Source organism: Neobacillus drentensis, assembly GCF_036965425.1.
GTDB classification, from domain to species: domain Bacteria; phylum Bacillota; class Bacilli; order Bacillales; family Cytobacillaceae; genus Neobacillus; species Neobacillus drentensis_F.
In genome coordinates, this window is record NZ_JBALPP010000122.1 from 33387 (window position 1) to 46829 (window position 13443).

Here is a 13443-nt window from a genome sequence, read left to right on the forward strand (position 1 = left end):
GACTATTCCTCCATGTCTTTTTGTAGTTTTTCTGCGGATAAATCCTGTCTTACGGTATAAGATGATTGCAGTGTTTTCGATGCATTAATGCTTCCAGCCTTGGCGATTTCAATTAAAGATTTACCTTCTAACCAGGAGAAAATTACTGCGGAGGAAAACGCGTCTCCAGCCCCTGTTACGTCGACAATTTCCTTCGTTTCAATAGAAGGTACCTGAAAAATCCCCTCAGTTTTATTCCCAATCATTGATCCTTTTTTTCCATTCGTTATGACCACGTTGTCTATCCCAAGTGATAACCACTTTCCTACAGCATTTTTCCAATCTTCTTCATTATTAATTTTCGTATGGAAGTAGGATTCTGATTCATCCCGGTTCGTAATAAGCCATGTAACACCGTCTAAATCATCAGGTAACCGATTCATCTTTGGAGAAGAAACGGGAATTAATACGATCGGAATGTTATGGCTTTTAGCGAAATGACACAAGAATTGGACCGCTTCTTTCGGACAATTTAAATCGACCATAATACATTTCGAGCGACTTAAGATGACATCATGCTTAAGCAGCAGATCCGGTGTAATCGCTTCATACACTTCCATATCCGCTAACGCAATAATTAATTCTCCGGTCGAGTCCAATACGGCTGTGTAGGAGCCAGTTGATTTTTCAGGGAATTGGGTCACCGTTTCCAAGTTCATGTAAAGAGAGGATGCTTCCTCAATGATTGACCAGTCCTTATCGGCGCCGCTTGTAGAGATAAGTGACACTTCTAACCCAAGCCGTCCAAGGTTTTCTGCGATGTTCCGAGCAACCCCGCCTGCATTTTGGGTAGCATAAATCGGATTGGAGGTACCTAACTGGGCTTTTTCTTTGACGTGGAATTTACGGTCAATATTAGCCCCGCCGATACAAATTACATGCTGTGATTCATTTAAAATATAAGCTCTGCCTAAAATATTTCCTTTCTTAATTAATCCAGAAATAATATTGGCAATAGAAGGCCTGGATAATCCTAATATTTGGGCAAGCTCTTGCTGTGAAACATAGGGGTTCTTGCGTATTAAATCCAAAATCGTTTGTTCTTTTTCTGTCATACTTTCAGGCACAGAAATCACCCCATTTATCTTGTAAATAAGCTATTACTTTGGATTGAAGGCTTTTAATTCTTCCTGTGTTTCAGGAACTTTTACTTCACCAGACTTAATCTTTTCAATCCATTCTTTAACTACAGCTTCAATTTCAGCTTTGTTAGCAGCTTTTGCATTGATTGGTGCTAAGCCTACGCCATCTTCTGTTAAGCCGTATAACGCGACTTCTCCACCAGGGAAATTGCCAGCTTTTGTTTTGGTTGCAAGATCCTTAACTGCTACATCAACACGTTTTAAAGCGGAGGTAAGGACAACATCCTGACCCATGTCTGCTTGGTCACGGTCTACACCAATGGCCCAAATGTCTTTACCCGGATCTTTTTTCTTGCGGTCATTGGCTTCTTTGAATAGACCGACACCCGATGCTCCTGCTGCGTGGAAGATTACGTCCGCTCCAGAAGAATACATTTTAGAAGCGATCGCTTGTCCAACCTCCGCCTTGTCAAATGCTCCTGCATATTGAACATCAACTTTTACCTCTGGTTTAGCCGCTTTTACTCCGGCTAAGAATCCAGTTTCGAAGCGCTCGACAACAGGAATCTCCATCCCGCCGATAAAACCGATATGATCCGATTTTGTTGTTTTAGCCGCTGCAATACCCGCAAGGAATCCTGCTTCTTGCTCTTTAAATAAAATACTTGCAACGTTTGGCAGCTTTACTTCCGCATCGACAATCGCAAATTTAGAATCTTTTTGTTGTTTAGCAATTTCCTCAACCGCTGATGGCATTAAGAATCCGATCGCATAAACTAAATCAAATCCTTGGCGGACAAGTGTATTTAAGTTTGTTGTATAATCGGCATCCGATTTGGATTGAAGGTAATCATAGCCGCCCTTGCCTTTCTTTAAGCCATTTTCTTTACCAAAATTTTTGAGACCTTCCCAAGAAGATTGGTTAAAGGATTTGTCATCAACACCGCCGATGTCAGTTACCATACCTACAGAGAAAGTCTTTTTATTATCAGCCCCGTTACCTTTACTATCATTACTTTTACCGCAAGCACCTAATAGCGTGCCGGCTGCAAGAACAAGTGATAATGCCATTCCAACTTTACGTTTTTTCAATTTATGTTCCCCCTTAGGATGATTGATTTATGATACGGCAATACGTTTTAAACTTTTGTTTAAATGTTAAACTTATGTTTAGATTATACTTCGAACCATAAGAAAGGTCAACCAATTTGTAATCAAAAAAGGTGTCAGGCACCACCCGTGGACATTTGTCCACGGGTGGTGCCTGACACCGCTATACGGTGGTACCGTATCAAATTTCGATGATGATGGGGAGGATCATTGGTTTTCGTTTTGTTTGGTTGTATAGATATTGTCCGACGGATTTTTTGATGCTTTGTTTCATGACGTTCCATTGATGTCTGTTTTCTTCCTGCAGGTCGGTGACGGTTTTCTTCACAAGACGATTCACTTCTTTCAGGAGCTCATCGGAATTCCTCGCATAAACGAAACCGCGGGTAATGGTGTCAGGACCTGAAATAATTTTACGGTCTGTTTTGCTGATTGTTACAACAATTACTAGCATTCCGTCCTCAGAAAGCTGCCTTCGGTCGCGAAGCACAATTTCTCCAATATCACCGACACCCATTCCGTCTACATACGTATCTCCAGCAGGTATTCTCCTAGTCTGCCTGGCCACCCCGTTTTCAATATCGACGACATCTCCATTTTTAATAATGAAGGTATTTCCTTTCTCCACTCCAATCGCTTCGGCGAGGAGACGGTGATGGTGCAGCATTCGATACTCACCATGGATCGGAATAAAATAGGTTGGTTTCATAAAGGTAAGCATCAGCTTCAAGTCCTCCTGATAGCCATGCCCGGAAACATGCATTCCGGTGGTACTCCCAGAGCCATAAATCACTTTCGCCCCCAGTTGAAATAAGTTGTCGATGATCCTTGAAACATCCTTTTCATTTCCGGGTATCGGTGAGGCTGCTAAAATAACCGTATCTCCAGGGTAAATCGCTACATCACGATAGTTGCCGCTAGCAAGGCGGGCAAGGGCGGCCATTGGTTCCCCCTGACTTCCGGTACAGAGAATCGCGACCTTTTCAGGAGCCAGTTGATCGACCTCCATTGCCTCGATCAGCATTCCTTCCGGCACATCGAGATATCCCCGTTCAATGGCGACGGAAACCACATTCACCATGCTCCGGCCTAAAAGTGCCAGCTTCCGGTTTGTTTTGATAGCTGCCTGCACGACTTGCTGAACTCGGTTCACATTAGAGGCAAAGGTCGATACGATTATTTTTCCTGGCGCATCAATAAATGCCTCTTCCATATGGTGGCCTACCATTTGTTCTGATGGGGATAGTCCGGTTCGCTCGGCATTAGTGCTCTCCGATATTAAGGCTAAAACTCCCTTACTGCCAATATCGGCCATTTTATGTATATCCGCGAATTGATTATTGGCGGGCGTCAAATCAAATTTAAAGTCACCGGTATGAACGACATTCCCTTCCGGGGTATGAAAAACAATCCCGAGGCAGTCAGGAATACTGTGGCTGACACGGAAAAAGGAAACTCCAATCTCCCCCAGCTCAAGCTTGGATTCCGAATCAATCGGAATCAGTTTGGTATCTCTTTTTAGGCGATGCTCATCCACTTTTAATTCGATTAAACCCAGAGTAAATTGGGTCGCATAAATGGGTACATTTAATTTTTTTAAAAAGTAAGGGACCCCGCCGATATGGTCTTCGTGACCATGCGTCACAATTAAGGCTCTTATTTTTTCCTGATTCTCTTCTAAGTAGGTCAAATCAGGGATGATCAAATCGATACCTAACAAGCTTTCATCGGGAAACTTACCGCCGCAGTCGACGACAATAATATCGTCACCATATTGAACCACGTACATGTTTTTACCGATTTCATTAATGCCGCCCAAGGCGAAAATGGATAATGTGTTTTCATTGTTTTGCAAGTTGATACCCTCCTAATTCCCATTGATTAACATTAGTATCCCCTTATAGAATTTCTTTATTTAGGAAGTTCTTTTAATAAATTGCGTTCCTTCCCCATAATTTTGCGTGTTTTCGATATTTTTCTTCTATTATAATGATTACTAAAGAATAGAGACGGAGAGCAACAGGGGGAAAGAGAATGAAAAATGAATCGGATCTTCTTAATGAAGAGATAAGGTACAAAATTGTGGCTGATCACACATCTGACGGTATAGTTCTTGTTGATAATCAAGCAATTGTTCGTTATGTATCACCATCCATTCAACAGATTTCAGGTTTTACCGTTCAAAAATATGAGGGAATGGATGCCTTCGAAATTATTCACTCAGAGGACCGAGACCGAGTCCGTTCCTTACACGTTCAAGTGATTCAAACTAAAATGCCAATGGATTTGGAATATCGCTTGCTGCACTCACACGGTAAAACCGTTTATGTTGAGACAAAGGTGAAGCCTGTTTTCGATAGTTTTGGGAATGTAAAATATGTTGTAGCCGTTGTGAGAGATATAACGGAGCGAAAAAAGACGGAGCAATTACTCGAAAATATATTGGAAAGTGTAAACGCAGCAGTTTGGTCAACGGATAAGGATTTTTCCCGCTTAACCTTTTGCTCAGGAAGCATGGAAAAATTAGCGGGCCTCCCAAGACAGGAGATTGTCAATAGTCCGATACGAATGCATGACCATATCCATCCAGATGATAATGAGATGCTGATGGGAGAAGCGAAGGATAAATTAGATCAAGGAATGGCGGTCAATAGTGAAATCCGATTCATCCATGTAGAAGGAGAAACAAGGTGGAATCAAATGATCATCCAACCTTATATGAATAATAGAGGCGAGATTGAACGTCTTGATGGCATAAGCTTGGATATTACCGAGAAAAAACGATCTGAGCTGGCATTAGAAGAGAGCGAACAGCGATATAAGTCCTTGTTTGAGAATAATTTGGATGGGGTTTTTTCCATTGATTTAAATGGTGATTTTGTCAATGCTAATCGGTCATTTGAACAAATTTCAGGTATTGATTTTGTTAATCTTACTGACCGGTGCTTTCTCGGGTTGATTTATGATGAGGATCATATTGATGTTTATCAAGTTCTTTCAGAGGTCATGAAAAAGAAGGAGCCAAAGGATGTCGAATGTCGGATCCTTCGCTCAAGGCATGCTGATCAGCGTATCGTTAATATTACCTTTGTTCCTATCTTCCTTTCTGGACAACTCAATGGTGTACATGGAATCGTAAAAGACATTACCCAGCGGAAAAAGGAAGAGCAGGAGTTAATCCAAAGTGAAGAAAGATATAAGTCGCTCACAGAAAGCATCAACCGTTTCTCTAACGACCTTGCCAACGTCATGAAAGTAACTGATTTAGAGAATCGACTAATGGAGGAAGTAAAGCAGGTACTTTCCGTTACTGAAGTATCCATTGAAGAAGTACCTAGAGACCATGAAGAGGTTCCGGACAGCAAGAATGAAAAATGGGTCAAGATTACCGAAAAGGAGCAATGGATTTATTTAAGGATTGGCCTCAAGCAACCGTTGCTAAAAATGGAGGAAGAGTGGCTTGAAACAGCCGTTCATTATGTCACCATCCTTTATGATAATTTGCAGCGGACGGAAGATTTGATGAAACGTCTAGAGGATATGGTCACCTATAACACTACCCCCAAATGGATATTAAAACTTTTGTATAGGTTATCAGAAAAGGAACGGGCATCCCTTTCGAGCGACTTGCATGATTCTGTATTGCAGGATTTGATTATCTGGTACCGCAAGCTTGAGTCATTACGCTCCTCAACCTATTTTAATGAGGAAACAAAGGGTGAACTGGTGCAAATAGAAGAAGGTCTGCTGGATGCGATCCACCAAATCCGCATTACCTGCAATGAATTGCGGCCTCCGTTTCTCTTAAAAATGGGTCTGGTAGAATCGCTAAAAAGTCTTTTTTCATACGCTCGGATGTTTTCCAATTATGAAATTGATTTTTTGGCAACGGACTTACAAAATCCGCTGACGGAAGATCAGATATTGGGGTTGTATCGAATTGTACAAGAGCTGCTAAATAATGCGAATAAGCATTCAAAGGCGACGAAAGTGACGATGAAGTTAACCAGTAATAAAGAAACGATTCATTTTTCTTATGGTGATAATGGGGTAGGAATGGATTTGTCCGGTTTTGGAGGCTCATTTAAACACATGGGAATTGCCGGAATTGAAAACAGGGTTCTTAGTTTAGAAGGAAAAGTGGAACTATATTCTGCTCCTCAACAAGGGTTTCAAGTAGATATCTATATCCCAACAACTATGCTGCAAAAAGGTGATTACAATGGAAATACTATTGGTTGATGATCATAGATCGGTTGTCGAAGGAACCAAAATGTTAATTGAAGCAGAGCCGGATATGAATGTCACGATTGAGACAGATGTCTATCTGGTTTCTGACCTGGTGCGTCTTAAAAATTTTGACGTGATTCTTTTTGACTTATATATGCCGAATATAAATGGAGCGGATTTGGCACAAAAGGTGCTCGCCGATGCCCCGGACGCGATCATTCTGATTTATTCTGGATTCGATATTGCGCCGCATTTTAATTTGCTCATGGATTCAGGTGTCTCTGGCTTTATTTCAAAAACTTCCACTCGCGAGCAATTGGTCCAGGCAATAAGAAGTGCAGCTAGAAAAGAGGCCATCATCCCGATGCAGCTGCTGAAACAGTTGAGACGCCAAGAAATTGTGGTCCAAGGCGAGAACACAAATGAAAAGACCACCATCGGCAAAAAAGAAGAAAAACTCCTGCGCGAATTGGCGAAGGGGCATAGCAATAAAGAAATATCCAAGACATTGCTAATCAGCCAGCGGTCATTGGAATATAGCCTGACAGAGCTTTTTCAAAAACTAAATGTGAATTCACGGGTGGAAGCCATTAAAAAAGCGAAAATCCTGGGGATTCTGCCAGCAGAAGATTTATATTAGGCGTGACCGGTACCATGTACCGGTCTATTTTTTCGAAAAAAAACGATTTGATGTGCAAATTGCTGGGGGTGTTACCGCAAAAATCTGCGGCAGGTCTCCAAAAGTGTGCGGCTTTGAAAATATCAATTGGAAATAAAATGAAATCATTCAGATGAACATCCATTATTGGGAGGTAAGGAAATGAATTCAAAACCAAAAAAGAAGGGTAAAAGGAAGATTGTCATTTGGTCGATTGTTGGGCTTTTAGCAGCCACAATTATTTCAGCAGTGCTATTCACGCCGAAGGGATCCGGTAATGTTGAAGAAGAAAAAGCTCAAACCGCTGATATAACAACCTATTACAGCTTTTCAGGTACAGTAGAAGCCAAAAACAAGAAAACGATCATGAGTGAAGAAGCCATTCAGATTAAAGAAATAAAAGTAAAAGCCGGTGACCAAGTGAAAAACGGCGATGTCTTAATGGTTACCAAACAGGATACGAAAATAAAGGCTGCATTAAACGGGGAAATCTCAAAAATCTATGTAGAGAAAAATGCACAGTTAATGGCAGGGACACAGCTTATCGATATTGTCGACTATTCCGTTTTACAAACAAACGTAAAGGTAGATGAATATGACCTTAAATATTTAAAAGCAGGCCAGGAGGTTAACGTAACCATTAATGCACTTGAAAAAGAATTAAAGGGAACGGTTTCTGCCATCTCGAAGGAAGCCACAAACGAAAACGGTGTTTCCTATTTTACAGCAACGATTGACCTGTCCAAGGATGAAGCGATTAAAGTGGGAATGAGTACAGAAGCAAAAATTCTGAAACAAAACGTGAAGGGAGTAACAACCCTTTCCATGAAGGCGATCAATTTTGATAGTAAAAATAAACCGTATGTTCTAATTCCGGCAGAAAAAGGGATGACAACAAAAAAATACATCCAAACCGGCATTAACGACGGAAAGATGGTTGAAGTTAAAAGTGGAATTACCCCCGGCGAAAAAGTAATCATACCGAATAAAAGTGATTCCGCACCAGCCATGATGCATGGAGGTAATCAATAATGACTGAGCAAATTCTCAACATGAATCAGATTACCAAAACCTATTACATGGGAGAGGAAGAACAAGTGGTCTTAAATCAAATCAATCTAACCGTTCATAAAGGTGATTTTGTTGCGATCTTAGGACCTTCAGGTTCAGGAAAATCCACGCTTATGAATATGATTGGCTGTCTTGATTCTCCTACAAGCGGCACCTACATTTTATCGGAACAAAAAGTGGATGAATTAGATGAATCCGAGCTTGCTGCGATTCGTAACAAGGAGGTTGGATTTGTGTTTCAGCAGTTCCAGCTCCTTCCCAGACTGAGCGCGATTCAAAATGTGGAGCTTCCACTTGTGTATGCAAAATTGCCTGAAAAAGTACGGAAACAGAAGGCCCAGGATATGCTAATTCGGGTCGGGCTCGGTGGAAAATTGCATAATCGTCCAAATCAGCTATCTGGAGGCCAGCAGCAGAGGGTAGCCATCGCAAGAGCAATGGTAACAGAGCCGACTATTTTGCTGGCAGATGAACCAACTGGAGCACTTGATCAAAAAACAGGTCAGCAAATTATGGACCTTTTCCACGAGCTTCACGAAGAAGGAAAAACCATTATTATGATTACCCATGATGTTGAAATTGCCAAAAACGCCAGCCGAATTTTCCGGATATTAGACGGTAAACTGCAGGAGGAGTATGTGTATGTTTAAAGAAAATATCAAAATGTCCTGGATGAATCTCATCCATAACAAAATGCGTTCCTTCTTGACGATGCTGGGAATTGTAATTGGCGTTGCTTCCATCATTGCTTTGATCACGATCGTGAAGGGGGCGATGAATGGGATGACAAGTGAGTTTTCTTCTTTTGGGGCAGATAAAATAACCGTTCAGGCAACGGGAACACCGCTCAAGCAAGGTTTAATAGCCAGTGATATTCAAAGGCTTTCAGAGATTGATAATGTTGCCGGAGTTTCTCCAACCCTTACCGGAAAAACGACGGTGGTTTATAACGGCAGTGAAAAAACAGACGTGTTCATACAAGGTAAGAACAATGTGTATTTTTCAAAGACTGATGACCTAATCGAAACAGGCAGGGGGCTAAATATTCTTGATATCGAGAACAAAAATAAAGTGTGCCTGATTGGTTCCAATATTGCCAATGACTTGTTTTGGGGGGAGGACCCCATTGGCAAAAAGCTTCTTATCGCTGGTGTGACCTACACAGTGATTGGCACATTACAGGAGTCGGGCAGCTTTTCGGATGCCTCTAATAACGATGCTGTCATAATCCCATATACCACTTCAATGAGCCTTCTTGGAACAGGGTATATTTCTAGCGTGGATGTTTACATGAGTGATGCCAATAAATCTGAAAAAATAACCAGTGATATCGAATCTGTGTTAAACCAGGCATTTAATTACAAAGACGGTAGTTTCACTGTGATAAACATGCAGGATATGCTTGCATCGATGAATAAGATTACAACAATGCTTTCCCTCATGCTTGGCGGGATTGCCTCAATTTCGCTTGTTGTCGGCGGCATTGGAATTATGAATATGATGCTGGTTTCGGTAACAGAAAGAACAACAGAAATCGGGCTTAGAAAGGCTCTCGGAGCAGAACCAAAACGGATCCAACAGCAGTTCCTGCTCGAAGCCGTATTCTTATCACTCTTTGGTGGTACCATCGGGTTCTTGTTTGGAACGCTAATCGCTTTTGCTGTGTGTTGGTTGATCGGCGCTGCTTTTGCCCTTTCGGTATCAACGGTCATCCTGGCCCTAGGATTCTCGGCAGCAATCGGAATCATCTTTGGAATTGCCCCAGCCAGGAAGGCTTCGAGGTTGAATCCAATTGATGCACTGAGGAGTGTTTAAGGTAGAAAAAATTGCTGGGTGTGAACCAGTCTTTTTTAACTGGTTGTCTTACTGAGGTTTTAAGAGTGGTTCAGAAAGCCGGTCAGACTGGAAAAAGTGCAATGCCGGTCGATAAGTGCGATTCATAAAGACCGAAAGACCGGAAAAAGAGGGGGGCCGGTCGATAAGAGCAAGTTTATAAATTTTAAGCTAACTTTTGCTATTAAAAAAAGGATAGAAAGGATGAAGATAAATGAACGATCAACTTTTACAGTGGGGATTATTTTCTTTTATGCTTGGGATTGTTTTATCGCTCCCGCTTGCAGCGGTCCATTATCAAAAGAATACTCCAATGACAAAGCTGTTCATCAATACCAGAAAACTTAAGTCAGCGCACCTCGACTTTTTCATGCAAGCTTTTGCAATGGGTTTCGCGTATATTTTGGAGTTTGCCCTAAAAACCGAGTTTTCCCTATATGTCGTTATCCCGTTGGTCTTTGGGGTGATCATGAACCCGACGATATTGTTATTAGAAGCAACATCAATCATTCGTTCAGGTTTGGGTAGGGTTATATATATAATACTCAGGTCAACCAGCCCGATTGCACTTCTGTATGCATGGTTTGCCATAGCATTTCTAATTCTGCCTTTGTTTTTAAAAATCGCCTTAATTGCAGTAGTAATTTTGGGGGGGATCGTATTTTTTACCTTTCAAAGAAGGAGTAAAAAAACCAGCATTAATGACCTTAACACATCCAGTTAAGGTTTTTCATGGTTTTTAAATAACAATCACCGTGTGGCACCTACCACAAAATTCTGCGGTTTCACTCAAAATATATGCGGTTTGAAAGAAATAGAAACGACGTACAATGTAATCAACTAATACAAGTGAAAACCTTTAGGAGTGAAAAGGATGAGAAAATGGGCAATTGCAGGAATTCTTTACGTTACTTTAGTTGTGCTTGGATTCGGTGCTTATGATAAATGGATCGCAGATGATAAAGGAATGGCTGCCAAGACAGACAGCCACGGATCAATGGATCAGAAAGCAGGGCATGGTACCGAGGGAGAAGAGAATGGAAATCATAACGGTGTTGAAACTGGAAGCAGCCATGCACATGAAGGCAATGCACACCAGCAGAGCAGCCAAGTCAATGCATTTGTGCAAAACAATCAAGGAAAGATCAAGATTTTCTTAAAAGATAAAGCAGGGAACCCCGTTGATGAATTAGAAGTAAATCATGAGAAGATTTTGCATCTAATTATTGTAGATGAACAATTACAGAAGTATTACCACGTACACCCAGAACGAACAGGAACAGGTGAATTTACAATTGAAAAGAATCTTCCTGAAGGATTCTACAAAGCTTTTATCGATATTAAACCAAAGAATCTAGCATATGAGGTAGAGCCGGTTTCATTTATCGTGGGCAATCCGAGCGCTCAAGGACACGGTCATGCGCTGGTGCCTGACACGAATTATAGCAAAACGATAGATGGTGAAACGGTAACATTAAGTGTGAACTCCTTTAAGGCAGGAGAACCCGTAACGCTATCCTTTGATTTAGATCAAACAAATTTGACACCATATTTAGGAGCAATGGGGCATGTTGTGATTCTTGATGAATATGGTAAAAAGTTTCTCCATGTTCATCCATCAAATGAAAAAGAACCAATTTTTGAAACACAGTTTGAAAAGCCGGGCATCTACAAAATTTGGGCAGAATTCAAGCAAAATGGGAAAGTAAGAGCCTTCCCGTTTGTAATCGAAATAAAAGAATAAGCATGGAGAAATGGAAATTTGTAGAATGTATGAATAGTATTAACACCTACTACTGGGAAACAGCCAGTAGTTTTTTATGGAATCTTGTAGGGGAGAGATATTTATGATTTATGATGTGGTGGTTATTGGTGCCGGCCAGGCGGGATTATCGATGGGGTATTACCTAATGCAAACCTCTTTATCTTTTATTATTCTCGACAACCATGCTGCGATAGGAGAAGTGTGGCGGAAAAGGTATGACTCCCTTGCATTGTTCACCCCACGTGCTTATAGTAGTTTGCCAGGTTTGGGTTTAGAAGGGGACCCATCCGGTTTTCCAACTAAAGATGAAATTGCTGATTACTTGGGGCGATATGCCAAAACATTTGATTTACCGATTCAATTGAATTGCCATGTTCAAAAAATACAGAAAGAAAATGATTCCTTTACTATATCCACTAGTAACTCTGTAATAAGAACAAAGAAAGTAGTCGTTGCCTCAGGGCCTTTTCAAACCCCTAATATTCCACCGTTTGCAAAAAAACTGCCAAATCATGTTGCTCAGCTTCATTCATCAGAATACATAAATCCAGCCCAACTTAACCAAGGATCCGTTTTAGTTGTCGGGGGTGGGAATTCTGGCGGGCAAATAGCAGTAGAATTATCACGACATCATGAAACATACTTATCTATTGGCTCAAAAGTTCGATTTCTTCCTTTAAGCCTTGCAGGCAGGAGTATCTTTTGGTGGTTCGATAAACTGGGGATTTTAAAGGCGGACCGGGACTCTTGGATCGGAAAAAGAGTGCAAAGCCAACCTGATCCGATATTTGGGTATGAACTGAAGGAGAAGATAAAAAATTGTGCGATTAAGTTAAAGAGCAGAACAAAATCAATTGTACAAAATGAGATTGAATTTGATGATCTTTCAACCATTAGAGTAGAGAATGTGATTTGGGCCACTGGTTTCATTCGAGATTATTCATGGATTGATGTTAAGAATCTTGTGGATGCTAATGGGGATGTAAAGCATCATAGGGGTATAACGGAGATTGATGGACTCTACTTCCTTGGGTTGCCATGGCAGCATCGCCGGGGATCAGCCCTTCTTTTAGGAGTAGGAGAGGATGCGGCATACATTGCGAAAAGTATGAAGAAATTGTGATTCTACCAAAATGGTAGAATCTTTTTTTGTGGCTTTATAAATTCTTTTTGTTGTATTGAAATTGTTTAATGGGGAGTCTACGTGACTGAAATGTTTGCCTCTCCCACTTTTAGGTCAGATAGATAACGCCTACGTGACCGAATCTTGGTCTTCCCCCACTTTTGAGTCAGTTAAAGCGGAATGGTTATTAATAAAGAGCTTTATTCGAAACAAAACACTTCGAAGGACGAATTGAAATGGGCGGCGGGATCATAATGCCGAAATTTGAAAAAACTAATCAAACGTTTGATTAGTTTTTTCATTTCGCTATAGATATTCCAATAGAAACTAAAGCAAATTCACTTCAAATTTCTGCTTTTCTTTTTCAAGTTCTAAAGCTGAGACAATATAGGCAAATCCATTCATAAAGAGGTAAACAACATTGGATTGGATCCGTTCAGTTTCTCCTAAATAAGTATTGATAATAATGAAAACTGAATATAGAAGAACGAAAAATAAAGCGATTTTATTAAAAATGTTCATTCGTACAACC

At 40.8% G+C, this 13443-nt stretch carries 12 protein-coding genes; 8 read left to right on the top strand and 4 right to left on the bottom strand.

Translation table 11 applies throughout. The features are described 5' to 3' along the window. Positions 1-2: 2 nt before the first annotated feature. The 3 genes from V7161_RS25295 to V7161_RS25305 all read right to left on the bottom strand — a co-directional run bounded on the left by V7161_RS25295 (position 3) and on the right by V7161_RS25305 (position 4086). Positions 3-1094, bottom strand: a complete 1092-nt coding sequence (locus tag V7161_RS25295) for a carbohydrate kinase (protein ID WP_335715584.1) — start codon at positions 1092-1094, stop codon at positions 3-5. Positions 1095-1139: 45 nt separating this feature from the next. Continuing rightward, positions 1140-2213 carry a BMP family lipoprotein gene (locus V7161_RS25300; protein ID WP_335715571.1) on the bottom strand — a complete coding sequence of 358 codons (1074 nt, stop codon included), beginning with the start codon at positions 2211-2213 and terminating at the stop codon, positions 1140-1142. Positions 2214-2412: 199 nt separating this feature from the next. Further along, on the bottom strand, positions 2413-4086 hold the full coding sequence (locus V7161_RS25305; RefSeq protein ID WP_335715572.1) for a ribonuclease J: 1674 nt from the start codon (positions 4084-4086) through the stop codon (positions 2413-2415). Positions 4087-4265: 179 nt separating this feature from the next. Here V7161_RS25305 and V7161_RS25310 point away from each other — a divergent pair, with 179 nt between their 5' ends. From V7161_RS25310 to V7161_RS25345, 8 genes are all read left to right on the top strand, one after another. Continuing rightward, a complete protein-coding gene (locus V7161_RS25310; RefSeq protein ID WP_335715573.1) occupies positions 4266-6473 on the top strand; it encodes a sensor histidine kinase in 2208 nt (735 codons plus the stop codon). Beyond that, entirely contained in the window at positions 6454-7101 is a 648-nt protein-coding gene (locus tag V7161_RS25315) for a response regulator transcription factor (protein WP_335715574.1), read from the top strand. The genes V7161_RS25310 and V7161_RS25315 overlap by 20 nt, the downstream gene beginning before the upstream one ends. 180 nt (positions 7102-7281) lie before the next feature. Next, positions 7282-8151 carry an efflux RND transporter periplasmic adaptor subunit gene (locus V7161_RS25320; RefSeq protein WP_335715575.1) on the top strand — a complete coding sequence of 290 codons (870 nt, stop codon included), beginning with the start codon at positions 7282-7284 and terminating at the stop codon, positions 8149-8151. Next, positions 8151-8840: an ABC transporter ATP-binding protein gene (locus V7161_RS25325; protein WP_335715576.1), complete on the top strand. Its 690-nt coding sequence runs from the start codon at positions 8151-8153 to the stop codon at positions 8838-8840. The genes V7161_RS25320 and V7161_RS25325 overlap by 1 nt, the downstream gene beginning before the upstream one ends. Next, positions 8833-10005, top strand: coding sequence for an ABC transporter permease (locus V7161_RS25330; RefSeq protein ID WP_335715577.1), 1173 nt, complete (start codon positions 8833-8835; stop codon positions 10003-10005). Before V7161_RS25325 ends, V7161_RS25330 begins: the two co-directional genes overlap by 8 nt. 232 nt (positions 10006-10237) lie before the next feature. Next, the gene (locus V7161_RS25335; RefSeq protein WP_335715578.1) at positions 10238-10747 is read left to right on the top strand and encodes a hypothetical protein; all 510 of its coding nucleotides are present in this window, start codon (positions 10238-10240) and stop codon (positions 10745-10747) included. A 150-nt stretch (positions 10748-10897) separates the two neighbouring features. Further along, positions 10898-11767 (top strand): hypothetical protein, encoded by an 870-nt coding sequence (locus V7161_RS25340; protein ID WP_335715579.1) that lies wholly within the window; start codon positions 10898-10900, stop codon positions 11765-11767. Positions 11768-11870: 103 nt separating this feature from the next. Beyond that, on the top strand, positions 11871-12911 hold the full coding sequence (locus V7161_RS25345) for a flavin-containing monooxygenase (RefSeq protein ID WP_420491663.1): 1041 nt from the start codon (positions 11871-11873) through the stop codon (positions 12909-12911). Between the two features lie 327 nt (positions 12912-13238). Here the strand turns inward: V7161_RS25345 and V7161_RS25350 are convergent. Beyond that, positions 13239-13443, bottom strand: a 205-nt coding sequence (locus tag V7161_RS25350) for a hypothetical protein (protein ID WP_335715580.1), incomplete at its 5' end; no start/stop codon positions are given.

What these genes read in the sequence shown, in the direction of transcription:
- V7161_RS25325 (WP_335715576.1), top strand. Translation starts at nt 8,151, where the DNA reads ATGACTGAGCAAATTCTCAACATGAATCAGATTACCAAAACCTATTAC.
- V7161_RS25335 (WP_335715578.1), top strand. Translation starts at nt 10,238, where the DNA reads ATGAACGATCAACTTTTACAGTGGGGATTATTTTCTTTTATGCTTGGG.
- V7161_RS25320 (WP_335715575.1), top strand. Translation starts at nt 7,282, where the DNA reads ATGAATTCAAAACCAAAAAAGAAGGGTAAAAGGAAGATTGTCATTTGG.
- V7161_RS25315 (WP_335715574.1), top strand. Translation starts at nt 6,454, where the DNA reads ATGGAAATACTATTGGTTGATGATCATAGATCGGTTGTCGAAGGAACC.
- V7161_RS25310 (WP_335715573.1), top strand. Translation starts at nt 4,266, where the DNA reads ATGAAAAATGAATCGGATCTTCTTAATGAAGAGATAAGGTACAAAATT.
- V7161_RS25340 (WP_335715579.1), top strand. Translation starts at nt 10,898, where the DNA reads ATGAGAAAATGGGCAATTGCAGGAATTCTTTACGTTACTTTAGTTGTG.
- V7161_RS25295 (WP_335715584.1), bottom strand. Translation starts at nt 1,094, where the DNA reads ATGACAGAAAAAGAACAAACGATTTTGGATTTAATACGCAAGAACCCC.
- V7161_RS25345 (WP_420491663.1), top strand. Translation starts at nt 11,871, where the DNA reads ATGATTTATGATGTGGTGGTTATTGGTGCCGGCCAGGCGGGATTATCG.
- V7161_RS25330 (WP_335715577.1), top strand. Translation starts at nt 8,833, where the DNA reads ATGTTTAAAGAAAATATCAAAATGTCCTGGATGAATCTCATCCATAAC.